22 protein-coding genes and 2 pseudogenes are annotated in these 21,343 nt (G+C 69.1%); 16 read left to right on the top strand and 8 right to left on the bottom strand.

Annotated elements, in window-relative coordinates; genetic code table 11:
- Positions 1 to 16 precede the first annotated feature (16 nt).
- Genes ACFX43_RS08195 through ACFX43_RS08185 form a run of 3 tightly spaced genes read left to right on the top strand, consistent with a single transcriptional unit; the run spans position 17 to position 1,923 of the window.
- Positions 17 to 517 (top strand): FABP family protein, encoded by a 501-nt coding sequence (locus ACFX43_RS08195; RefSeq protein ID WP_378819277.1) that lies wholly within the window; start codon positions 17 to 19, stop codon positions 515 to 517.
- Between the two features lie 5 nt (positions 518 to 522).
- Complete coding sequence (locus tag ACFX43_RS08190) at positions 523 to 951, top strand: Fur family transcriptional regulator (protein ID WP_378819274.1); 429 nt, start codon at positions 523 to 525, stop codon at positions 949 to 951.
- Between the two features lie 12 nt (positions 952 to 963).
- Entirely contained in the window at positions 964 to 1,923 is a 960-nt protein-coding gene (locus tag ACFX43_RS08185) for a YgfZ/GcvT domain-containing protein (RefSeq protein ID WP_378819271.1), read from the top strand.
- Between the two features lie 25 nt (positions 1,924 to 1,948).
- Here the strand turns inward: ACFX43_RS08185 and ACFX43_RS08180 are convergent, their stop codons facing one another.
- The 4 genes from ACFX43_RS08180 to ACFX43_RS08165 form a co-directional block, all read right to left on the bottom strand.
- Positions 1,949 to 2,239 carry a hypothetical protein gene (locus tag ACFX43_RS08180; RefSeq protein ID WP_378819268.1) on the bottom strand — a complete coding sequence of 97 codons (291 nt, stop codon included), beginning with the start codon at positions 2,237 to 2,239 and terminating at the stop codon, positions 1,949 to 1,951.
- A 345-nt stretch (positions 2,240 to 2,584) separates the two neighbouring features.
- On the bottom strand, positions 2,585 to 3,571 hold the full coding sequence (locus tag ACFX43_RS08175; protein ID WP_378819265.1) for an ADP-ribosylglycohydrolase family protein: 987 nt from the start codon (positions 3,569 to 3,571) through the stop codon (positions 2,585 to 2,587).
- Positions 3,572 to 3,582: 11 nt separating this feature from the next.
- Entirely contained in the window at positions 3,583 to 4,401 is an 819-nt protein-coding gene (gene mshD / locus ACFX43_RS08170) for a mycothiol synthase (protein ID WP_378819262.1), read from the bottom strand.
- A gap of 9 nt (positions 4,402 to 4,410) precedes the next feature.
- Entirely contained in the window at positions 4,411 to 5,157 is a 747-nt protein-coding gene (locus tag ACFX43_RS08165; protein ID WP_160026765.1) for a response regulator transcription factor, read from the bottom strand.
- 122 nt (positions 5,158 to 5,279) lie between these two features.
- On the opposite strand from ACFX43_RS08165, the gene ACFX43_RS08160 reads away from it, so the two are divergent.
- Positions 5,280 to 5,549: a MoaD/ThiS family protein gene (locus ACFX43_RS08160; RefSeq protein ID WP_378819259.1), complete on the top strand. Its 270-nt coding sequence runs from the start codon at positions 5,280 to 5,282 to the stop codon at positions 5,547 to 5,549.
- Positions 5,550 to 5,639: 90 nt separating this feature from the next.
- Here ACFX43_RS08160 and ACFX43_RS08155 read toward each other — a convergent pair whose 3' ends face one another.
- Positions 5,640 to 6,074, bottom strand: coding sequence for an Hsp20/alpha crystallin family protein (locus ACFX43_RS08155; RefSeq protein ID WP_378819257.1), 435 nt, complete (start codon positions 6,072 to 6,074; stop codon positions 5,640 to 5,642).
- Positions 6,075 to 6,168: 94 nt separating this feature from the next.
- Here ACFX43_RS08155 and ACFX43_RS08150 point away from each other — a divergent pair, with 94 nt between their 5' ends.
- The 6 genes and pseudogenes from ACFX43_RS08150 to ACFX43_RS08125 form a co-directional block, all read left to right on the top strand.
- Entirely contained in the window at positions 6,169 to 6,459 is a 291-nt protein-coding gene (locus ACFX43_RS08150; protein ID WP_378819254.1) for a MerR family transcriptional regulator, read from the top strand.
- Positions 6,460 to 6,488: 29 nt separating this feature from the next.
- A complete protein-coding gene (locus ACFX43_RS08145; protein ID WP_378819251.1) occupies positions 6,489 to 6,950 on the top strand; it encodes a thioredoxin family protein in 462 nt (153 codons plus the stop codon).
- A 242-nt stretch (positions 6,951 to 7,192) separates the two neighbouring features.
- A complete protein-coding gene (locus ACFX43_RS08140; RefSeq protein ID WP_378819248.1) occupies positions 7,193 to 7,639 on the top strand; it encodes a DUF4395 domain-containing protein in 447 nt (148 codons plus the stop codon).
- Positions 7,640 to 7,677: 38 nt separating this feature from the next.
- Positions 7,678 to 8,526 (top strand): sulfurtransferase, encoded by an 849-nt coding sequence (locus ACFX43_RS08135; RefSeq protein ID WP_378819245.1) that lies wholly within the window; start codon positions 7,678 to 7,680, stop codon positions 8,524 to 8,526.
- 2 nt (positions 8,527 to 8,528) lie between these two features.
- Positions 8,529 to 8,828, top strand: coding sequence for a DUF1416 domain-containing protein (locus ACFX43_RS08130; protein WP_045549621.1), 300 nt, complete (start codon positions 8,529 to 8,531; stop codon positions 8,826 to 8,828).
- A gap of 117 nt (positions 8,829 to 8,945) precedes the next feature.
- Positions 8,946 to 9,683 (top strand): annotated as a pseudogene (locus ACFX43_RS08125) (3-keto-5-aminohexanoate cleavage protein); the annotation flags it as partial.
- A gap of 72 nt (positions 9,684 to 9,755) precedes the next feature.
- On the opposite strand, the pseudogene ACFX43_RS08120 reads toward ACFX43_RS08125, so the two are convergent.
- Positions 9,756 to 10,655, bottom strand: a pseudogene (locus tag ACFX43_RS08120) (HAMP domain-containing protein); the annotation flags it as partial.
- 572 nt (positions 10,656 to 11,227) lie between these two features.
- Between ACFX43_RS08120 and ACFX43_RS08115 the strand changes: the two are divergent.
- A complete protein-coding gene (locus ACFX43_RS08115; protein ID WP_378819240.1) occupies positions 11,228 to 13,357 on the top strand; it encodes a SpoIIE family protein phosphatase in 2,130 nt (709 codons plus the stop codon).
- Here the strand turns inward: ACFX43_RS08115 and ACFX43_RS08110 are convergent.
- Positions 13,354 to 14,196, bottom strand: coding sequence for a helix-turn-helix transcriptional regulator (locus ACFX43_RS08110; protein ID WP_378819237.1), 843 nt, complete (start codon positions 14,194 to 14,196; stop codon positions 13,354 to 13,356). The two genes, ACFX43_RS08115 and ACFX43_RS08110, sit on opposite strands and share 4 nt — an antisense overlap.
- Before the next feature lie 102 nt (positions 14,197 to 14,298).
- Between ACFX43_RS08110 and ACFX43_RS08105 the strand changes: the two genes are divergently transcribed.
- The 5 genes from ACFX43_RS08105 to ACFX43_RS08085 all read left to right on the top strand — a co-directional run bounded on the left by ACFX43_RS08105 (position 14,299) and on the right by ACFX43_RS08085 (position 19,962).
- Positions 14,299 to 15,057: an SDR family oxidoreductase gene (locus ACFX43_RS08105; protein ID WP_378819234.1), complete on the top strand. Its 759-nt coding sequence runs from the start codon at positions 14,299 to 14,301 to the stop codon at positions 15,055 to 15,057.
- Between the two features lie 203 nt (positions 15,058 to 15,260).
- Positions 15,261 to 16,727 carry a bifunctional UDP-N-acetylglucosamine diphosphorylase/glucosamine-1-phosphate N-acetyltransferase GlmU gene (gene glmU, locus ACFX43_RS08100; protein ID WP_378819231.1) on the top strand — a complete coding sequence of 489 codons (1,467 nt, stop codon included), beginning with the start codon at positions 15,261 to 15,263 and terminating at the stop codon, positions 16,725 to 16,727.
- Positions 16,728 to 16,801: 74 nt separating this feature from the next.
- Positions 16,802 to 17,776 (top strand): ribose-phosphate diphosphokinase, encoded by a 975-nt coding sequence (locus tag ACFX43_RS08095; protein WP_378819229.1) that lies wholly within the window; start codon positions 16,802 to 16,804, stop codon positions 17,774 to 17,776.
- A 12-nt stretch (positions 17,777 to 17,788) separates the two neighbouring features.
- A complete protein-coding gene (locus ACFX43_RS08090) occupies positions 17,789 to 18,310 on the top strand; it encodes a putative immunity protein (RefSeq protein WP_378819226.1) in 522 nt (173 codons plus the stop codon).
- Between the two features lie 389 nt (positions 18,311 to 18,699).
- Positions 18,700 to 19,962 (top strand): DUF222 domain-containing protein, encoded by a 1,263-nt coding sequence (locus ACFX43_RS08085; RefSeq protein ID WP_378819224.1) that lies wholly within the window; start codon positions 18,700 to 18,702, stop codon positions 19,960 to 19,962.
- 322 nt (positions 19,963 to 20,284) lie between these two features.
- On the opposite strand, the gene ACFX43_RS08080 is transcribed toward ACFX43_RS08085, so the two are convergent.
- Positions 20,285 to 21,298, bottom strand: a complete 1,014-nt coding sequence (locus ACFX43_RS08080; RefSeq protein ID WP_378819223.1) for an LCP family protein — start codon at positions 21,296 to 21,298, stop codon at positions 20,285 to 20,287.
- Positions 21,299 to 21,343: the final 45 nt, after the last annotated feature.

Genomic DNA, 21,343 nt, shown 5'->3' with positions numbered 1-21,343 from the left:
GGCCTAAACTCGGCGTGTGGCTTTCGAACTTCCGGAGAACCTTCACCCCGATGCCGGTCCCTGTGCGTGGATGCTCGGCACCTGGCAGGGCAACGGGCACGGTGACTATCCGACGATCGACAAGTTCGAGTTCGGGCAGGAGCTGATCTTCACCCACGACGGGCGGCCGTTCTTCCACTACTTCGCGCGCTCGTGGGTCATCGACCCCGAGACGGGGGACAAGGTGCGCGACGCGGCGCTGGAGACCGGCTTCCTCCGCTTCCGTCCCGAAGGCGAGGTCGAGTGGGTGATGACGCACAGCACCGGCGTCGTCGAGGTGTGGTACGGCAAGGCCGCGGGCGGGAAGCTCGAACTCACCACCGACGCGGTCGCCCGCACGGAGACCGCGAAGGAGTACACCGCCGGCAAACGCCTCTACGGCAACGTCGAGGGCGATCTTCTCTATGCGTACGACATGGCCGCGATGGGTCAGGCGCTGCAGCCGCACCTGTGGGCGCGGCTCAAGCGGGTCAAGTAGTCGCGATGACCGAGGCCGCTGAGGACTGGCGCGAGGCCCTTCGGGCGAAGGGCTATCGACTCACGCCCCAGCGCGAGCTGGTCCTCGGCGCCGTCGAGCGGCTGCGGCACGCCACCCCGGAGGAGGTGCTCGCGGTGGTACGTGAGTCGTCCTCGGCGATCAACCTCTCCACCGTCTACCGCAACCTCGAGGTGCTCGAGGAGCTGGGGCTGGTTCGGCACGCCCACCTGGGCGAGCGGGCGTCGACCTACCACTCGGTCTCGGGGAGGCCACATTTTCATGCAGTTTGCAGGAAGTGTCAGAAGGTGACCAGTGTTGACCCTTCAGTGGCCGACGGTATCTGCGAGCGGCTGCGCCAGGAGTACGCCTTCGAGGTAGATGTCGCTCATCTGACGGTCTTCGGGGCGTGCGTCGACTGTTCTTCCGAGCCCTAGTAGGAGCACAGCATGATGACTGCCAGCCCGCTTCTGTCCCTGCCCGGTGCTGTCGCCGGTGACGGTGCCGACGCACCCGTCGCCGCGCACTACGGATCGTTCAACCTGGAGCAGCGGACGTTGGCCTCCGGTGAGGGATTCGTCGACCTCTCCCACCGTGACGTCCTACGGATCGCCGGTCCCGACCGGCTGACCTGGCTGCACTCGCTGACCTCGCAGGCCTTCGAGGGACTGGCGCCCGGGGTCTGGACCTCGGCCCTGATCCTGTCCCCGCAGGGACATGTCGAGCACTTCTTCTCCGGCGTCGACGACGGCTCCTCCTTCCTGGCGTGGACCGAGCCCGGTGCCGGCGAGGCTCTGGTCGCCTATCTGGAGCGGATGAAGTTCTGGTCAGATGTGACGGTCACGTCTGACGCGTCGCAGGCTTCGGTCTGGCGTCCCGCGCAGGGCTACTCGTTCGTCCCGCGCGAGTCGTTGGAGACGTACGCCGCTGCCGCGGGCCCTGCCTGCGGGTTCTGGGCGTTCGAGGCTCTTCGGATCGAGCGCGGTGAGCCGCGGTTCGGCGTGGACACCGACGCGCGCACGATCCCCAACGAGGTCGGCTGGGTGCCGGGTTCGGAGGAGACCGTCGGCCCGGAGTACGCGGTCCATCTCGACAAGGGCTGCTACCGCGGCCAGGAGACGGTCGCTCGCGTCCACACGCTCGGCCGCCCGCCGCGGCGCTTGGTGCTGCTCCACCTCGACGGCTCGGAGAACCGGCTGCCCGCTGCTGGTTCGGAGCTGGTCTTCGGTGAGAAGACGGTCGGCTTCGTCGGCTCGTCGGCTCGCCACCACGAGCTCGGCCCGATCGCGTTGGGGCTGGTCAAGCGCAACGTACCCGTGGATGCGCAGCTCGTCGTGGACGGGATGCCGGTAGCTCAGGAGGTCCTCGTCGACCCCGAGATCGGCCTCCACATCCGCCCCTTGCGCTGAGCGGGTCAACCTTGCCTGGGGTCGGTCAGAACCGTCCGTTCGAGCGGACGGGTAGATCGCCGCTCAGCCAGTCGCGCGAGGTCCTGTAGGCCGCCTGAGATGCCGTACGTTCAGGCCGGCCACCGGCCTGGATCTCGCTCGCGGGCGCGCCCCAAAGGACCCAGCGCCGCCTCGGCGGGAGTGGCAGCCAGGTATCCAGGAACGAGTCGAACCAGGGCCCTGGCGGCTCGAGGCGGAAGCGGCCCTCGTCGTATCCGGTGATCTCGGCGCCAACAGCCACCCAGTCGGCGACGACGCCGATCAAGGGGTGTCGCATGCCGGCCGGTGGATCCAAGCTGCTGAGGCGTGCGAGGTAGATCGACGTCGACTCGGACGACCAACGGGCGCCACCGGTCGAGCTCTGAGACCGGGCATTCAGGGCGCTCGAGGAGCTCGTCGAGCCGCTGTTCGTCATAGAGAAGCGCACTCCCTTGCCTGGTCGCCGGCCCAGCGAGTCCGGCCGTCAGCACCCGCGCCGCATCTCGCAGGCCGATGTTGTGAGCGGCTGAGATCGTCTCGGCGGCAGCCCGGGCGGTGAGCTTCATATGGCGACGGTAGGCGTGAGCACCGACATCTCTGTCTGAGCGGCGCCGACGACCTTGCTGTCGGTCAGCGCCACCGATCAGCGCCGGCCGGCGGCCACGGTGTCGAGGGCGAGCCTGGCGAGGAAGTCGCCGGGGATGCCGGGGTAGCCGTGGCTGAGGGCGCGCCACTCCGCCGGGATGGCGGTAGCGCCCCAGCGGGCACCGAGGAGGCCACCGGCAATGGCGGCGACGGTGTCGGTGTCGTTGCCGATCCGGATGGCGGTGTTGAGCGCGTCGACGTAGTGGCTCGCCGGGTCGGGTTCGGGTACCGGGGTCTGGGCGATCGAGGACCAGGCGGCCTGCAGCGCGGAGACGACCCAGCCGTTGGGGCTGAAGGTCGCCGGCGGCGCGGCCTCGGCCTCGTCGAGCTTCTCGGTCCAGAAGGTGGCTTCGGCGGGGGAGAGGAGGGAGAGGCCGGAGCGTACGTCGAGCTCGCCGTGCATCACCGCGTGCTCGATCGCCAGGGACCACAGGACGCAACCGGACCGGGCGTGCTCGTCCCAGTGGGTCAGGGCGCTCACCGCGGCGGCTGCCTCGGCGACTGCCGGGCGGTCGCCGAGATAGCGGAGCGGGACCGGAGCGGTCCGCATCAGGGAGCCGTTGCCTCCCGTGTGGCCGGTCGTCGCGTGCAGCTTCTCAGAGACCTGTTGCAGCTGCGCGGCGGTCGGCGCGGGACCTGCGTTGTCGAGCACCCGCGCGGTCTGGTTGCCGATGTCCTTCGGCTCCGACTCCGCCCACGTCCGGAAGTTGCGGGCGACCGCGGTCAGCCCCTCCTCGGTACGCAGGTCGAGACCGCCCGCAGCGGCGTCGAGGATGCACCACGACATCGTCGTGTCGTCGGTCCACTCCCCGGGCGCGAACGGGCCGAGCCCGCCGCCGAGCATCTGCGCCTTCTCGTCCGCGCCGAGCCGAGGGCGGTCGAACTCGTAGTGAGCCCCGAGCGCGTCCGCGACAGCGGTCCCGACGATGGCCCCGACGGCCCGGTCACTCTGAGACTTGGTGAGATGGGAATCGGTCAGCGTCACGCGACCAGAGACTAGCCGCGGGTGTACTGGACGTGCGTGTCCGCCGCGGCACGGGTGAAACCGAGGCCCTCGTAGAGACGTACGGCCGGGGTGTTGTCGCCCTCGACATAGAGATGGATCCGCTCGACGCCGACAGCAGCCAGATGGTTCAGCCCGAGGAGGGTGACCAGCTTGCCGAGGCCGCGGCCCTGAGCGGCTGGATCGACACCGACGACGTAGACCTCGCCCTTGGTCTCGCTGTGGCGCTTGGTCCAGTGGAACGCCAGGAGCTTGTCGCCCTCCCACGCGGTGACCAGCCCGGACGGGTCGAACCACGACTCCGCCATCCGCTCCCGCAGACCGGCCTCGTCCAGCGATCCCTGCTCGGGATGGTGCGCGAACGCGGCGGCGTTGACCCGAAGCAGCTCGGCCTCGTCGCCGGGCTCGAAGCCGCGTACGAGGATGCCGTCCGGGGTCTCCGGAGCCGGCGGAAGACCGGAGACCGGGCGCCGCATCACCCATAGCTCACGGGTGCGCTCCCACCCCTGTGTCGCGGCCAGCCGGGCGGCGGCGGGGTTGTCCCCGTGGGACCACGCCGTCGTCCCGGGCGTCAGTGACGGCGCCCGGAGCAGCAGCTGGCGACCCAGGCCGACACCGCGATGCTGGGTCAGCACCACCAGCGACAGCTCGGTGCCGATCATCAGCCCGAAGCCGCGTACGTCACCCCAGATCGCGGCGTCCTCAGGACGGTTACGCAGCGTCAGGAGGGTCGCCTCATCGAGCGGCGCCACGCCGTCGTACGCCTCGGTCGCCTTCGCGATGGCCAGGACCTGATCGACGGTGAGTGCCATAGGAGCAGCCTAGGCGTCGGCCCCCAGGCGAGGTGACGGGGTCAGCCGGGCGCCGTCGGCGGCGGCCTCGTTGTTCTTCGACGGCAGCACGAAGCGGTAGCCGACGTTGCGGACGGTGCCGATGAGGGTCTCGTTCTCCGGGCCGAGCTTGGCGCGCAGACGACGTACGTGGACGTCGACGGTGCGGGTGCCGCCGAAGTAGTCGTAGCCCCACACCTCCTGCAGCAGCTGCTGGCGGGAGAAGACGCGGCCCGGGTGCTGGGCGAGGAACTTCAGGAGCTCGAACTCCTTGAAGGTCAGGTCGAGCGGGCGGCCGCCGATCTTGGCGGTATAGGTGGCGTCGTCGACGACGACCTCGCCGGAGCGGATGACGTGGGCTTCGGGGTCGGAGGCCTCGCGGGCCGCCGAGATGCGGCCGATCGCGAGCTTGATCCGGGCCTCGAGCTCCGCCGGACCGCAGGTGTGCAGCACGACGTCGTCCATGCCCCAGTCGTGGGCGACGACGGCGAGGCCACCCTCGGTGGCGATCAGCAGAACGGGGATGTCGGTGCCGGTTGTGCGGATCAGACGACACAGGTCACGGGCCTGGGCGAGGTCCTGCCGGCCGTCTACGAGCAGCAGGTCGGAGTCCGGCGCCTCGAGAAGCGCGCTACCTTCAGCAGGAAGGATCTTCACCTGATGGCCGAGGAGCGAAAGCCCGGGAAGGACATCTGCCGAAGGCTGGAGCGAACTGGTCAGCAACAGAAGCGAGCTCATTGGGGGTGCCTCTCGGTCAGAGAAAGAGGAGCACCGAAACGCAACATTGAGCCTCGGTGAGGTGATCGTTGCACCATATTAACGAAACCTCACGGTGACATAGGAAGGTTGTCCACGAGAAAGTGACGAATGTTATAGAGGTCCGCTACTGGGCCGCGGCGAAGTCAGCGGCCGGGACTCCGTCCGACCGGTTCGAGGTCGACGGCCCGTTGACACTGGCAGAAGTCGTACGCCGCGCCGCGGCGCTGCATGCCGACACCCGCCTCCCTGAGGTCCTGAAGGTCTGCTCGGCGCTCATCGGCGACCGTCCGGCGGGTACGGGCGACCCCGGCGGGATCGAGGTCCCGCCGGGGTCGACGGTCGAGTTCCTGCCGCCGTTCGCCGGCGGCTAGTTCCACAGAGGCTGGTTTCGACAGAGGCTGGAGCCCCGCACCCGGCGACTCACCTGCGTAAGGGCCTGCCGGGGCGGGCAGGACCTTCCCTCAGGATTCGATCGCGGCGGGCTCCGGCTTGGCGCTCGTGGCGATCTGGATCTTGCGCGGCTTGGCCTTCTCGGCGACCGGCACGACCAGGCGCAGCACGCCGGCGTCGTACGCAGCCTCGATGTGGTCGAGGTCGAGGTTGTCGCCGAGCACGAGCTGACGGCTGAAGCTGCCGCGGACGCGCTCGTTGGCGAGCATCTGCCAGTCGCCGTTCCTGGCGACCCGCTCGGCCTTGACGGTGAGCACGTTGCGCTCGACATCCAGGTCGATCGTGTCCGGGCTGACGCCGGGAAGGTCGAACTCGATGACGAACCGGTCGCCCTCGCGCCAGGCATCCATGGGCATCACGGCCGGTCGGTTGGTGGTGCCGCCGCCCAGGAGCTGCTGGGTGATGCGATCGAACTCGCGGAACGGATCGGTGCTTCGGATCAGCATGGTTTCCCTCCTCACGGGATCTATATCAACGGATACACCTTTCATATATCCCATGCGCTAGATGATTTCAACCCCACGTGTCAGAATTGATCGCGTGACGGAGCGAACCAGGGCTGTCTACGCCATCTCGGTGGCCGCAGAGATGGCCGACATGCAGATCCAGAACCTCCGCGTCTACGAGCGGCGGGGGCTGGTGGATCCTGCGCGGACCTCGGGTGGCACCCGGCTCTACTCCCGCGCCGACGTCGAGCGTCTGGTCCGCATCCGCGACCTTCTCGCCGACGGCCTCAACCTCGCCGGCATCGCCCGCGTGCTCGCTCTGGAGGAGGACGTACGCCGCCTGGAGGCGGCCAACGAGAGGCTTCGGCGTGCACCGAGGGAATGAGTCGGGCGGGTTACCGGTTCAATAGTTCCATGAGCACCGGAGCCTGGATCGCCGTCATCGCGATAGTCGTCGCCCTCGGCTTCGGCCTGTCCCGGCTGCTCACCGACGGCCGCTTCCGAGGCACGAAGGAGCTCCACGTGACCCACGAGGATCACCCGCCCGAGCCGCACGCGTGGGACGCGGTCACAGACGCACTGGGTGAGGCCGAGCTCGGTGCGCGCGCGACCCTGGTGCAGTTCTCCAGTGCCTTCTGCGCGCCCTGCCGGGCGACCCGGCGGATCCTGGGTGAGGTCGCCGAGATCGTCCCGGGCGTGGTGCATGTCGAGATCGACGCCGAGCACCACCTCGACCTGGTGCGCCGCCTCGACATCCTGCGTACGCCGACGACCCTGGTGATCGACGGCTCCGGCAATGAGATCGCACGTGCCTCGGGCGCTCCGCGCAAGGAGCAGGTCCTGAGTGCGATTCCTGCCGTGAATCTCGAATCCTGACACGCTCGTCCATATGGCGAGACATTCGTTTCGTGGCCGTCGAGCATCGCGCTACTGTCATCGCATGTTCTCGACCATGCTGACCAAGCGCCGCGCAGTGGATCACTGCCGCGTGCGCTCGGCGCTGTGTCGTTCCTGCCGCTGATTCCCTGAGATTTGTCGACCTGGTCGACCCCGGGGATCGCTTTCGCCTGTCAGGCTCGTCCTGACGACCTCCCCTCCACTCTCGCAGGAGCACACCTATGTCCGAGACCTCAGGCCAGACGGCGACACAGACCGGAATCGACCCCCGTGGCCCGCAGTTCACTGCGGCGCTGACCGTTGTCGTGATCATCCTGGCTCTGCTGCTCCCGCAGCCGTGGGCTCTGGTGGTCACGGTCATCCAGACCGTGCTCTTCGCGATCGGGGCAGGTCTCGGCGTTCAGCGGACCCCGCATGCCTGGCTCTTCAAGAAGTTCGTACGTCCCCGCCTCGGCGCCCCGGACGAGCTCGAGGACCCGGCCCCGCCCCGGTTCGCCCAGGGGGTCGGCCTCGCCTTCCTCCTGGTCGCGCTCCTGGGCTACCTCCTCGGCGCCACGCTCGTGGCGCAGATCGCCCTCGGCCTCGCGCTGGTGGCGGCCGTGCTCAACGCCGTCTTCCGGTTCTGCCTCGGCTGCGAGCTCTACCTGCTGATCAGGCGCTTCGCCTGATCCCCTGAACGCAAGAAACACCAACGAAAGGTACCTAGATGACCCGCGAGAACTCCCTCGTCTCCGCCCAGTGGGTGGAGGAGCACCTCGATGACCCCAAGGTGGTGCTGATCGAGGTCGACGAAGACACCACCGCCTACGACAAGGGCCACATCAAGGGCGCGATCAAGCTCGACTGGACCACCGACCTGCAGGACCAGGTGCGCCGCGACTTCGTCAGCAAGGACCAGTTCTCCGCACTGCTCTCCGAGCGTGGCGTCTCCAACGACGACACCGTTGTGCTCTATGGCGGCAACAACAACTGGTTCGCCGCGTACGCCTTCTGGTACTTCAAGCTCTACGGCCACCAGGACGTCAAGCTCCTCGACGGCGGCCGCAAGAAGTGGGAGCTCGACTCCCGTGAGCTGACCGACGAGACGGTCACCCGTGAGCCGGCCAGCTACACCGCCAAGGACCAGGACCTCTCGATCCGCGCCTTCCGCGATGAGACCGTCGAGGCCATCGGCGTCAAGAACCTGGTCGACGTGCGGTCGCCCGACGAGTACGCCGGCCGGCTGCTCGCCCCGGCGCACCTGCCGCAGGAGCAGGCCCAGCGCGCCGGCCACGTGCCGACCTCGATCAACGTGCCGTGGAGCAAGGCGGCCAACGACGACGGCACCTTCCGGTCCGACGACGAGCTGCGCGAGATCTACGGCGAGGCCGGCCTCGATGACAGCAAGGACACCATCGCCCTGTGCCGGATCGGTGAGCGCTCCTCGCACACCTGGTTCGTGCTCAAGGAGCTGCTCGGTCACCAGAACGTGAAGAACTACGACGGCTCGTGGACCGAGTACGGCTCGCTCGTCGGCGTGCCCGTGGCCCTCGGCGACGAGCCCGGGGAGGCCTGAGCATGTGCGGAGCAACTGAGGGCGGGCTCTCGCTCGCCGGCGTCGATGTCGCCAAGGAAGCAGTCATCCAGGGTCAGGTGACCCGCGGCGGCGAGCCGGTCCACGGTGCCTACGTCCGACTGCTCGACCGCACCGGCGAGTTCACCGCCGAGGTGCCCACCTCGGCCACCGGTCACTTCCGGTTCTTCGCCGGCGACGGCGAGTGGACGCTGCGTACGCTCGCGCCGAAGGCCGAGCCTGTGGACAAGAAGGTCCACGCCGCGGTCGGCAACGTCGCCGAGGTGACGATCCCGATCGGCTGACGATCCCTGACGTGGGAGCCCCGGTGTCACTGGCTGACACCGGGGCTCCCGTGTCGTTGTGCCCTCATCGGGTGGAGATATTGCGGCCAATCGGTTGAATGGCGCTAGATTGTCCGGATGACTGGACTGCTTGTGACCGTTGCCCCGACCGGCGCGGAGACCGCGAAGGAAGACTGCCCGCAGCTGCCGACGACGCTGGAGGAGCTGGTGGCGACGGCCGTCGAGTGCGAGGAGGCGGGGGCGCGGATGATCCACGTCCACATCCGCGACGACGAGCACGCGCCGACGCTCGACCTGGGGCGACTCACCGAGACGGTCGACGCGCTCCACGAGAAGACCGAGCTGATCGTGCAGCTCTCCACCGGCGGCTCGGTCCACGACCCGCTGGACAAGCGGCTGAAGGTGCTCGACGCCGGGCCGGACTCGTGCTCGCTGACGATGGGCACGACCAACTTCGGCGACGACGTCTTCTCCAACCCGTGGCCGTTCATCGCCGAGCTCTACCAACTCACCCAGGAGCGCGGCGTGGTGCCGGAGTTCGAGCTCTTCGACCTGGGCCACGTCGCCGCGCTGCAGCGGCTGCTGGGGAAGTACGGCCTGCCCGCCGGCGGCAAGGTCCACGTCGACTTCGTCATGGGCGTGCCCGGTGGCATGCCCGGCACCTCTGCCGCGCTGGTCGCCGGCGTCGCCGCGCTTCCGGACGAGGTGACCTCGTGGTCGGCGACCGGCATCGGCCGCTCGACCCTCCCGGTCATGCTCACCTCGCTGGCCATGGGCGGGCACCTGCGGGTCGGGATGGAGGACGTACTCACCCTCGCCAAGGGTGTCCCGGTCGACGCCAACCGCCAGCTCGTCGAGCGAGCCGTCGAGGCCGCGGCGGTCGCTCAGCGTGAGCCGATGAGCACGGACGAGGCNGAGCTGGTCGACCATGGTGTTGACGGTGGTCTTGAGCTCGGCGAGCTCGCCGCGTACGTCGACGGTGATCTTCTGGGACAGGTCGCCGCCGGCCACCGCGGTCGTGACCTGGGCGATGTCGCGGACCTGGTTGGTCAGGTTGGACGCCATCGAGTTCACCGAGTCGGTGAGGTCCTTCCACCGGCCGGCGACGCCGGGAACCTCGGCCTGGCCGCCGAGGATGCCCTCGGTGCCGACCTCGCGGGCGACGCGGGTGACCTCGTCGGCGAAGGTCTGCAGGGTGGCGGTCATCGAGTTGAGCGTCTCGGCGAGCTCGGCGACCTCACCGCGCGCGGTGACCGTGATCTGCTGCGACAGGTCGCCGCGGGCGACGGCCTTGGCGACCGAGGAGATCCCGCGGACCTGGGACGTCAGGTTGGAGGCCATCGTGTTGACCGAGTCGGTCAGGTCGCGCCAGGTGCCGGAGACGCCGCGCACGTCGGCCTGGCCGCCGAGACGGCCCTCGGTGCCGACCTCGCGGGCGACACGGGTGACCTCGGCGGCGAACGAGGACAGCTGGCCGACCATCCGGTCGACGGTGTCCTTGAGCTGCGCCATCTCGCCGGAGACCTCGATGGTGACGGTGCGGGACAGGTCGCCGTTGGCGACGGCGGTGGTGACCTCGGCGATGTCGCGGACCTGGGCGGTCAGCCGCGAGGACATCGTGTTGACCGCGTCGACGAGGTCGCGCCAGGTGCCGGAGGCGTTCCGCACCCGGGCGCGGCCACCGAGCTTGCCCTCGGTGCCGACCTCGCGGGTGACCCTGGCGATCTCCTCGGTGATCGTGGCGAGCTGAGCGACCAGGCCGTTCACGCTCTTGGCGACCAACAGCGGGTCGCCCTTGAGGGCGCGGCTGCCGTGGCGTACGTCCATCGTCTGGGTGAGGTCGCCCGCGGAGACGGCGGCGACGACCCGGGCGACGTCGGCGGTGGGGCGTGCCAGGTCGGCGACCAGCTTGTTGGCGTCCTCGACCGCGCCGGCCCAGGCACCGCCGCCGATGCTCGGCCGGAGCCGCTCGTCGTGGTGGCCGTCGCGGCCGGCCTCGCGGCGCACGCGCGCGATCTCGCCGGTCAGGTGGCTCAGCCGTTCGGCGATCTCGTTGTGGATGGAGGCGAGGTCACCGAGCGGCCCGTCGACCGGCTCGAGACGTCCGGTGAAGATGCCGTCTCGCATCGCGGTCATCGCGTCCCTGAGGTGGCGCAATGCGATCGGATCGACCGACACCTGCTCGGGGATCCTGGTGCCAGTCGGTGCGTCCGATGAGGGCATCTCGCCTCCTCTCGCGCTGAATTGCGCGTCTGCTGAAGTGTCGCACTCCTCGGCTGGTCACGGCTGACAAAAGGGTTGTTCCCCACCGATTCTGGTCATTACTTGGCCTACCTGCGGGTACCTTGCCTGGATCAGTCCCTTTCCGTGCCCAAACGGGTGCAGAATCGGCGTTGGCCATGAGCACTGGAGTCAAGACGCTCTCGCGCACTTTCGAACCGGCACCTACGTCGGTCTCCGAAGCGCGCCGTTTCGCGCGGACGGTGCTGGCCGAATGGGGCCTCGAGGACCTCCTCGACGACGCCGTCCTGCTGACCAGCGAACTGGTCACCAACGCCGTCACTCATGCGGGCACACCGATGACGGTTGCGGTCGTACGCGAAGAGGACCGACTCCGCATCGATGTCGTCGACCAGCACCCGACCCGGGTGCTCCCGGTCGGCGCCAACGCCCATCCCGGGGCCGGCGAGCACGGCCGCGGGCTGCTCATCACCTCGGCGCTGGCGACGGCGTGGGGGGTGGAGTACCGACGGGACCACAAGCGGGTGTGGGCCGCGTTCGCGCTCGTTGAGGCGACCCTCGACGTGGATTCACCCAACGGGGGAGTGCCGGAGGGCAAGGACGTACGCCGCCGGGAGAGCGTGGCCACGACCGGGCAGGACCCGCTGGGACTGAGCGGGCTCGCCCTCAACCAGCTCGCGCTCGCGGACATGCTCGACCTCGTGGTGGAGCAGACCAGGGAGCGTTTCGATGCTGACGCTGCGTACCTGCTGACCGAGGACGAGATGGAGGACCGGTTCGTGGTGGCCGCGACAAGCGGGGCGGCAATGCCGATCAAGGGGAGGAGCGTGCGCCGTGGCGAGGGCGGTGCGCCGAGCCTCAAGGCGTCGTTCCGGCCGCTGGCGATCGGCGACCTGCGGGCGACGCCGGTCGAGCTGCTCCGAGGGCTCGAGCTGCGGTCGCTGGTGACTGCGCCGGTGGCCTTCGAGGGCCGGGTGATCGGCACCTTGGCGGTTGCGAAGAACCAGCCTGGCGGCTTCACGACCGAGGACGGCGCCGAGCTGCAGCGCGTCGCGGACTGGGCCGCGCCGAGCGTCGACCGGGCGTCCACGCGGGCTGCCGACAGCGAGCGCCGCGCATGGCTGACGTTCCAGAGCGAGGCAAGCGTGATGCTGGCGTCGTCGCTGGACCTGGAGACGACGACCGCGATGACCGGGCAGATCGTGGTGCCGCGGCTGGCGACGTGGTGCGGCATCTACCTCAACGACGCCCGCGACCATCCTCGGCTCCAGTTCGCCTGGCACGCCGACGAGCACCAGCTCGACGTGGTGCAGGACGCGTTGGAGGAGGCGGAGCCGGAAGGCCCCGAGCCTCCAGCCCAGCCTGATGTCGACGGTGAGGTCGCGATCCTCCCGCTGGAGGCACGCAACCGGATCATCGGCTGGCTCACCCTCGGGCGGCCGGCCGGTGAGCCGCTGCGTCGCGAGCGCCTGATGGTGGCGGAGGCGGTGGCCCGCCGGGCGGCCCTGGCCATCGACAACGCCCGCGCACACACCGAGCTCCAGGAGATCGGCCGGTCCCTGCAGCGCAGCCTGCTGCCGGCGGTGCTGCCGGAGATCCCGGGCGTCGACATCGGAGTGGGCTACGAGCCGACGGGGGAGTTCAACGACGCCGGCGGCGACTTCTACGACATCTTCGCGCTCGGCGCCGGGCGCTGGGGCTTCATGGTGGGCGACGTGTGCGGCGTCGGGCCGGAGGCGGCCGCGGTCGCCGGTATGTCGCGACATACGGTGCGGGCGCTGATGCGGGCCGGCATCCCGATCGCGCCGACCCTGGAGCGACTCAACTCCGCCATCAGCGACGAGGGGCTGCGGGGCCGGTTCATCACGCTGGTGTGCGGCACGCTCGAGATCACCTCCGCGTCCCGGTTCCGGGTGCGGCTCGTCTGTGCCGGCCATCCGCCGCCGTTCCTGGTCACCCGTGCCCGGCCCGGCGTCTCCGCCCGACGGGTCGGCCGGTCGCAGGCGCTCCTCGGGGTGCTCGACGCGGTCGACTACATCGAGGAGGAGGTGACGGTGGAGCGGGGCGACCGGCTCGTCGTCGTCACCGACGGTGTCCTCGAGCGGCGTGCCGGGGACAAGATGTTCGAGGAGGCGGGGGTCGAGGCCGTGCTCGCCACGGGCATCGACGTGGGAGCGCAGGTCGTCGCCGACCGGCTGCTGCGAGCGGTCACCGACTTCTCCGCCGCGCCGCCCTCCGACGACATGGCCGTTCTCGTCCTCGACCTGGGCAAGGGCCCAGCGTCCTAGGGCGCGCTGAACTCCTCGTGGCCGAGCACCGCGAGCAGCCGGATCTTCTCCTCCGCCTCGCTGCCGGGCACCGGCGTCAACACCAGCAGGGCCTGGCCCTGGTCCTGGGTGGACAGCACCTGGCAGTCGACGTCGATACGGCCGACCTGCGGATGCAGCAGCGTCTTGTGGTCCTCGTATCGATGTGTCACCTCGTGCCGCTCCCACAGCTCGCGGAACTCCTCGGACCTGGCGAGCAGAAGGCGTACGAGCTCGCCGGCGCGCCCGCGCTCGCCGAGCGCTCCGTAGGCCATCCGCAGGCTCGCCACCAGGCCACGGCCGTGGGTGACGTGGTAGTCCGGCGGGTAGACGCTCCGCGTCGAGGGATCGGTGAACCAGCGGTAGGCCTCGAAGCGGTCCCATCCGGTCAGCGCCGGCCGGTCCCCGAAGATCGTGGTCGCCAGCCGGTTGGAGACCAGCGTCTCGCCGAGCGCGGACATGATCATCGCCGGAGTGTCCTCGAGTCGGTCCAGCACGCGCAGCAGCGCCGGGGCGACGTGGCCGTCCTCGAACGTACGCCGCGGGGCGTTGTGACCGGCCAGCCGGTAGAGATGGTCGCGCTCGTCGACGGTCAGGCGCAGCGCCCGGGCGAGCGCGGAGAGCATCTGCTCGGAGGGCTGCGGGCCGCGCTGCTGCTCGAGGCGTACGTAGTAGTCGGTCGACATCCCGGTCAGCGCGGCGACCTCCTCGCGGCGCAGGCCGGGCGTACGCCGCCGCGGTCCGGTGATCAGGCCGACGTCCTGCGGGCGGAGGGCCTCACGGCGGCGTCGGAGGAAGTCGGCGAGGGAGGCGCGGTCCATGGGCACCATCATGCGGCGTCGGCTTGTGCCTAACCAGGGACCGCCGATCCCACGATCGCCAGGTCTCTCCCGCAGACGGAGCCGCCGCCGCAAGGTGGAGGCATGAACATCACCGGAAACACCATCTTCATCCCCGGAGCGACCTCCGGTATCGGCCTCGCTCTCGCCCTGCGCCTGAAGGAGCGCGGCAACACCGTCATCATCGGCGGTCGGCGTACGTCGCTGCTCTCCGAGCTGGCCCAGGTGCACGGCTTCGAGACCGTCCGCATCGACACCGCCGACGCCGCCTCGATCGCGGAGGCGGCCGCCGACGTGGTCAGCCGCTTCCCGGAGCTGAACGTGCTCGTCGCGATGGCCGGGATCATGCGCCCTGAGGACTGGACCACGCGAGGCTTCCTCGCCGATGCCGAGGAGACCGTGGTGACCAACCTGCTCGGTCCGATCCGGCTCATCGACGCGCTGCTGCCGCAGCTGCGCGAGCGTCCCGGTGCCACGATCCTCACCGTCTCCTCGGGGCTGGCCCACACGCCGCTGCGGTTCACGCCCACCTACAACGCGACCAAGGCGGCGATCCACCAGCTCTCCGAGTCGATCCGGATGCAGCTGGAGCCGATCGGGATCCAGGTCACCGAGCTCGTCCCGCCGGCGGTCCGGACGGCCCTGATGCCGGGCCACGAGAGCTCCGAGCACGCCATGCCGCTCGAGGCGTACGTCGACGAGGTGATGACGCTGCTCGAGGCCGATCCGGAAGCCCACGAGGTGCTCGTGGAGCAGGTCAAGCTGCTGCGCTTCGCCGAGGTCCGCGGCGACTACGACCAGATCATCGGGGTCCTCAACGCGGCCGAGGAACGGGTCCGCTGACCCCGGATCGGCGGCCGGGCCTGGCGGCTAGGGTCCCGCACCTCGGGTCCGCACCCCAGGTCGCACGCTGCGCACGCACCTCGCCGCGTTGGCCCCGCTCGGAAGACACCCGGTATGCCGTCGCGGAGCCGCCTTGCGATGCACGCACGCATCGCACGACCTGCGGCACGGCCCATCGGATTGGGACCCTAGACTGAGCCAACATGAGCGAGCTCACCGTGATCGTGCTGGCCGCCGGTGGCGGCACCCGGATGAAGTCCAAGACTCCCAAGATGCTCCATCAGATCGCGGGCCGCAGTCTTGTGGGCCATGTCCTGGCCGCGGTCTCGGAGGCCGGGGCGTCCCGCGTCGTCGCGGTCGTCGGACACCAGCGGGAGCTGGTCGAGCCCCACATCGCCGAGATCCTGCCCGAGGCCGTGATCGCGGTCCAGACCGAGCAGCTCGGCACGGCGCACGCCGTGCGGGTGGCGGTCGAGGCCGGCGCGGTCTCCGGCGGGACGGTCCTGGTGACGTACGGCGACACGCCCCTGCTGCGCGGTGAGTCGCTGCGCGCGCTGGTGGCCGACCACGAGGCCGCCGGCCGGGCCGCGACGATCCTGAGCGGGATCGTCCCGGAGCCCTCCGGCTACGGCCGGATCCTGCGCGCCAGTGGTGGGCCCAGTGCCGGGGTCACCGGGATCGTCGAGGAGAAGGACGCGACCGACGAGGAGCGGGCGATCAACGAGATCAACTCGGGGATCATCGCCTTCGACGGGGGCTTCCTGGCCGGGGTGCTTCCGCGGATCGGCAACGACAACGCGAAGAAGGAGTTCTACCTCACCGACGCGATCGCGCTGGCGGTCTCGGACGGGCTGGGGGTGGACGCGTTCGTCCTCGACGACGTCAGCGAGGCCGAGGGCGCCAACGACCGGGCCCAGCTCGCCGCGCTCGGGAAGATCCTCAACGACCGGATCGTGACCCGGTGGATGAAGGACGGGGTCACGGTGATGGACCCGGCCACGACCTGGATCGACGCCGACGTCGAGCTCGCGCCCGACGTCACCATCCTTCCCGGCACCCAGCTCATCGGCGCCACCCGGATCGACGAGGACGCGGTGGTCGGCCCCGACTGCACGCTGAAGGACACCGAGGTCGGCCACGGCGCCCGGGTGGTGCGTACGCAGGCCGAGCTCGCCGTCGTCGGACCCGGTGCCAACGTCGGACCGTTCTCCTACCTGCGCCCGGGCACGGTGCTCGGGGAAGAGGGCAAGATCGGCGGCTTCGTCGAGGTCAAGAACTCGACCATCGGGCCCGGCGCCAAGGTGCCTCATCTGTCCTACGTCGGCGACGCGACGATCGGCGAGGGCTCCAACATCGGGGCCGGCACGATCTTCGCCAACTACGACGGGGTCAACAAGCACAGGACGCGGATCGGGCGCCACGTGAAGTCGGGGTCAGGTGTGACCTTTGTCGCCCCGGTGGTCGTCGGAGACGGCGCGACGACCGGTGGCGAGGCCCTCATCCGGGAGGACGTGCCGCCCGGTGCGCTGGCCGTCTCCGCAGGTCAGCAGCGGATCATCGAGGGGTGGGCGCTGACGAAGAGGGCAGGCACACCGCAGGCGGCCGCGGCCGAGGAGGCACTCGAGTCGGGCGTACCCATCGTCGGTGAACCCTCGGCGACAGGCGAGTGACCCCCGGGGTTGGGTCCGGCAGCGAAGTTGATGGAGAATCCAAGTGCAGTGACCCCGGGGGTAGGAGCCAGCACATGACCAAGCGCACCACCGAGAAGCAGTTGATGCTCTTCAGCGGCCGGGCTCACCCGGTCCTCGCCGAGGAGGTCGCCGACCTTCTGGGAACGAAGCTGACGCCGACCTCGGCCTACGACTTCGCCAACTCCGAGATCTACGTACGCTACGAGGAGTCGGTGCGCGGTTCGGACGCGTTCGTCATCCAGTCGCACACGGCGCCTATCAACCAGTGGCTCATGGAGCACCTGATCATGGTCGACGCGCTGAAGCGTGCCTCGGCCAAGCGGATCACCGTCGTGATGCCGTTCTGGGGCTACTCCCGCCAGGACAAGAAGCACCGCGGTCGCGAGCCGATCTCGGCCCGTCTGGTCGCCGACATGTTCAAGACCGCGGGTGCCGACCGGATCATCTCCGTCGACCTGCACGCCGACCAGCTCCAGGGCTACTTCGACGGTCCCGTCGACCACCTGATGGCGCTGCCGCTGTTGACCGACTACATCAAGGACAAGTACGGCAACCAGCCGCTCGCCGTCGTCTCTCCCGACGCCGGCCGGATCAAGGTCGCCGAGCGCTGGGCGGCCCGGCTCGGAGGCGCGCCGCTGGCGTTCATCCACAAGACCCGCGACATCAACCGGCCCAACGAGACCGTCGCCAACCGCGTCGTGGGTGAGGTCAAGGACCGCATCTGCATCCTCACCGACGACATGATCGACACCGGTGGCACGATCGTGAAGGCCGCCGACGCGCTCATGGCAGACGGCGCAGCCGGCGTGATCATCTGCGCCACCCACGCGATCCTCTCCGACCCCGCCGTCGACCGGCTGAAGAACTCCACCGCCACCGAGGTCGTCATCACCAACACCCTCCCGGTGCCGGAGGAGAAGCAGTTCGACAAGCTCACGACGCTCTCCATCGCACCCATGCTCGCCCGCGCGATCCGCGAGGTCTTCGAGGACGGCTCGGTGACCTCGATGTTCGACGGTCACGCCTGATACTCCTTCGTCGTGGCGGGCGACTTCGAGCTGACGACCGACGAGCTCCGTGTCGTCGCCCGCTACGTCGCGGAGGCTGCTGCCGAGGTCCTGCCCCTGTTCGAGGCGGCCTGCCCCGACGATCCTCGACCGAGGCTGGCGCTGGATGCGGCCTGGGAGTTCGTCGGTGGTTCAAGGCGTACCAAGCTCCAGCGCGTCACCTCCTTGGACGCCCATCGGGCGGCCAAGGAGGCCCCTTCTGAGGCGGCTCGGTTGGCCGCCCGAAGCGCCGGTGATGCTGCCTCGGCCGCCTACCTCCATCCGCTCGCCGATGCCGCTCAGGTCGGGCACATCCTGCGCGCCGCGGCCAGCGTCGCCCGGATCGAGGAGCTCTCCGAGCCTGGGGCTGCCGTGGCCTCCCTGGACCGTGCGGTCGAGCGTGCGGGACCGGTGCTGCTCGACGTTCTCGGGCGTTATCCCGTCGTGCCGGCCGGCAAGAACCGTGTCGCAGAGCTCATGAGTACCCTCGACAGCCGACTGAGAGCGTCTCGCTGACGACCAGCTGGGCGCTCGGGGTGCGACCTCCGGGAGCTCGCCCACGCGGAACCAGCCGACATCCGCTGACTCGTCATCTCGACAAGCCCGATACACCGCATCAGCGACGTACGCCTCGCCCGAGCGCCACGTGCAGCTGAACGTGAGGTCCACATAGACCGCACGATCGCCGTTGGGATAGACCATCGGGCGGCGCCCGGGTGTGGTGCGGAGAAGTTCTTGCGCGTTGGGTTGGCGTCGAGGGGGGCTTCGGGCCATTTATCATCCACAGAAGCGGGGCGGTTCGCTGACCGCGAAAACAGGGGTTGACCAGGGAAAATAGGTGTCCAATAGGGGTTGGAAATAGTAGAATCAGACCCATCACAGCACACCTCTGAAGGAGAGACGCGATGAGTCTCGGCCGCGAGATCGACCACTGGGGCACCAACCCCGGCGACGCGATCGACGCTGCCTTGAGGGCCATCGAGACCGCCATTCAAGAACTCCTCTCGACCGACCCCGCCTATTGGCGCACAGGGCAGAAGAAGGACTTCCTCGAACGAGTGGAGAAGCTCCAGGCCAAACAAGCCGCGTTGAAGCTGAGGGTGCTGGCGTCTGCCGGCGACATCGCCGAAGAGACCGGCGCGAAAGATGCGTCCGGGTGGATGCGGACCGAACTCCTGGTCGACAAGGCCGTGGCCCGATCCCAGATCAAGCTCGCCGCCGGCGTCGCGAAGTACGAACTCGTAGCTGCCGGGCTCGCCGAGGGTGTGGTGTCGCAGGACAAGGCCCGGGTGATCACCCAGGCCCTCGACCAGATCGAATCCGACCCGGCTGCCAGCTCTGAGGACCTGGTCCTGGCCGAGAAGCTGCTGGTCGACTATGCGACCCGGTTGACGGCGAATGAGTTGAAGATCGTCGGGCGACGGATTCTCGCGGAGATCGACCCCGAGCGGTTCGAAGCCGCCGAGGCCCAAGCCCTGCAGCGCGAGGAGGAGCACGCCCAGCGGCGCACCTTCTTCCAGTCCCGCGACAACGGCGACGGCACCATCGACATCCAAGCGCGGGTCTCGCGTGCTGTCGGGTTGCGGCTGCGGACTCTGTTGGATTCGTTGGCGCAACCGAGGAAGCTGTCGGCCGAGGACAAGGGCCGCAAGGCGCCCTATGACCGGTTGCTGGGGCAGGCCTTCGCCCGGGTGGTCGAGACCTACGACGCCGACCAACTGCCCCGGCATGGTGGCCACGGCACGACGGTGTTCATCACGATGAGCGTGGAGGACCTCCGCAAGGACCTCGGCACCGCCGCGTTGGGGTTCGACGGGGCGCAGATCACCGCCGCCGAGGCCCGCCGGATGGCCTGCAACGCCGACCTCGTCCCGGTGGTGTTGGGTACCGACTCCGAGATTTTGGACTTCGGTCGCACCGCCCGGTTGGCGTATCCGATCCAACACCGAGCACTCCGGCTACGGGACACGTGTTGCCAAGCCGAAGACTGCGGCGCGCCCGCAGCCTGGACCGAAGCGCATCACTTGAAACCCTGGTCCGAAGGCGGCCTCACGAATCTGGCCAACATGGTCCTGCTCTGCTCCAGTGACCATCGCCGAATCCACGACCCCAACTACAACTATGAGCGACTTCCGAGTGGGCGGATCCGGTTCACTCGGCGTACGTGAGCGAGCTGGCCCGGCGCTGCCGTGCCCGTATTGACTCGAGCCCATCACGCGACGATCGCTGATCCGTGTTCTCGCGCGCCGTCGCGTCGCTGCAGCAGTCCTCTGCGTGCGTGCCGCCAGCGGATGGCCCTGCTTGTGAACGTTTCACAAGGTGTCATCGTCTTGTAAAAGCACGAGCAAGACCTTCACCCACCAGGAGCCATCGGCCGGAGATCCCAAGCCCGTACCCAACCCATGGAATCCGCGCCAAACCCCGCCGCCGACCCGATAGCCAGAGAACACCCTCCCGTAACGGGTCGGCGGCCACCAGCCCGAAGAAACCTCAGCTCACCGTCCCGCCAGTCACGAGCTCGGGGTTCTCAGCCAGCCACGCATCCATGTCGTCCTCACGCATAGCCGCCCACAAACGGCGACCTTCGCGCTTGTCGAGACGGACGACGCTCTGCGCGCCTTCCTTGCCCAGCCCCGCTACGGGGGCGGTGAAGAAGGTCAGGTCCGACGAGGGCATCCGGGCGAGATCGAGGGCCAGGCTACGAAGGTCACCGCCGGAGAAGCCGGAGTCGACGGTCAGGTGGCGGGTGATGATGTCGAGGAGGTCGTAGGCCTTCTTGGGGTTCTTCGGGTCGACGCTCTGCCTCAAGCCGCGGAGGATGGAGCGCAGCACGTACTGCTGGCGCTTCACCCGGTCCAGGTCGCCGCCGGGGAGGCCGTAGCGCTGGCGTACGTAGAGGAGGGCCTCCTCGCCGCTGAGCAGGTGGGTGCCCTTGGTCCAGGTGCGGTGGCGCGCGGAGTCGTGGACGGTCTCGGGGATGTAGACCTCGACGCCACCGAGGAGGTCGCCGATCTCCTCGAAGCCTGCCCAGTCGACCCAGGCGACGTGGTCGATGCGTACGCCGGTGAGCTTCTCGACCGTCTGCACGCTGAGTTTCGGGCCACCCTGGGAGAAGGCGGCGTTGACCTTGGCCTTGCCGTGCCCGGGGATCCGTACCCAGGAGTCCCGGGGGATGGAGACGACCGAGGCCGAGCGGCGGTCGGCGCTCAGGTGCAGCAGCATCATCGTGTCGGCCCGCTGCTCGCCGGGCGTCCACGATGCCGTGGCCTCGCTGCCGGTGGTGGCCTTACCGCCGGTGCGCCCGTCGGTGCCGAGGAGCAGGATGTTCAGGGCGCCCGCGGCTTCGCCGGCCGCCTCGGGACGCTCCTCGAGCCCGGCGAAGACATCGACGGTCCGGACCTGACGGTCGAGCCGGTGGGCGAGGTACCAGCCGGTGCCGGTCACGGCGCCGACAAGCACGACGAACGCGATACCGACGCCGAGCCAGATGCGCGTCTTCTTCATGGCCGTCCTCAGTGGTGGGGGTCGAGGGCGGATAGAGGCTAGTGG

The organism is Nocardioides sp. YIM B13467, assembly GCF_042788075.1.
Taxonomy (GTDB): domain Bacteria; phylum Actinomycetota; class Actinomycetes; order Propionibacteriales; family Nocardioidaceae; genus Nocardioides.
This window is presented reverse-complemented; position numbering and strand designations above follow the sequence as displayed.

Excerpts from the sequence above, each read along its gene's own strand:
- ACFX43_RS08190 (WP_378819274.1), top strand. The coding sequence starts at position 523 with ATGACCGAGGCCGCTGAGGACTGGCGCGAGGCCCTTCGGGCGAAGGGC.
- ACFX43_RS08155 (WP_378819257.1), bottom strand. The coding sequence starts at position 6,074 with ATGCTGATCCGAAGCACCGATCCGTTCCGCGAGTTCGATCGCATCACC.
- mshD (WP_378819262.1), bottom strand. The coding sequence starts at position 4,401 with ATGGCACTCACCGTCGATCAGGTCCTGGCCATCGCGAAGGCGACCGAG.
- ACFX43_RS08130 (WP_045549621.1), top strand. The coding sequence starts at position 8,529 with ATGTGCGGAGCAACTGAGGGCGGGCTCTCGCTCGCCGGCGTCGATGTC.
- ACFX43_RS08110 (WP_378819237.1), bottom strand. The coding sequence starts at position 14,196 with ATGGACCGCGCCTCCCTCGCCGACTTCCTCCGACGCCGCCGTGAGGCC.
- ACFX43_RS08165 (WP_160026765.1), bottom strand. The coding sequence starts at position 5,157 with ATGAGCTCGCTTCTGTTGCTGACCAGTTCGCTCCAGCCTTCGGCAGAT.
- glmU (WP_378819231.1), top strand. The coding sequence starts at position 15,261 with ATGAGCGAGCTCACCGTGATCGTGCTGGCCGCCGGTGGCGGCACCCGG.
- ACFX43_RS08180 (WP_378819268.1), bottom strand. The coding sequence starts at position 2,239 with ATGCGACACCCCTTGATCGGCGTCGTCGCCGACTGGGTGGCTGTTGGC.
- ACFX43_RS08095 (WP_378819229.1), top strand. The coding sequence starts at position 16,802 with ATGACCAAGCGCACCACCGAGAAGCAGTTGATGCTCTTCAGCGGCCGG.
- ACFX43_RS08135 (WP_378819245.1), top strand. The coding sequence starts at position 7,678 with ATGACCCGCGAGAACTCCCTCGTCTCCGCCCAGTGGGTGGAGGAGCAC.
- ACFX43_RS08080 (WP_378819223.1), bottom strand. The coding sequence starts at position 21,298 with ATGAAGAAGACGCGCATCTGGCTCGGCGTCGGTATCGCGTTCGTCGTG.
- ACFX43_RS08140 (WP_378819248.1), top strand. The coding sequence starts at position 7,193 with ATGTCCGAGACCTCAGGCCAGACGGCGACACAGACCGGAATCGACCCC.
- ACFX43_RS08115 (WP_378819240.1), top strand. The coding sequence starts at position 11,228 with ATGAGCACTGGAGTCAAGACGCTCTCGCGCACTTTCGAACCGGCACCT.
- ACFX43_RS08085 (WP_378819224.1), top strand. The coding sequence starts at position 18,700 with ATGAGTCTCGGCCGCGAGATCGACCACTGGGGCACCAACCCCGGCGAC.
- ACFX43_RS08185 (WP_378819271.1), top strand. The coding sequence starts at position 964 with ATGATGACTGCCAGCCCGCTTCTGTCCCTGCCCGGTGCTGTCGCCGGT.
- ACFX43_RS08145 (WP_378819251.1), top strand. The coding sequence starts at position 6,489 with ATGAGCACCGGAGCCTGGATCGCCGTCATCGCGATAGTCGTCGCCCTC.
- ACFX43_RS08105 (WP_378819234.1), top strand. The coding sequence starts at position 14,299 with ATGAACATCACCGGAAACACCATCTTCATCCCCGGAGCGACCTCCGGT.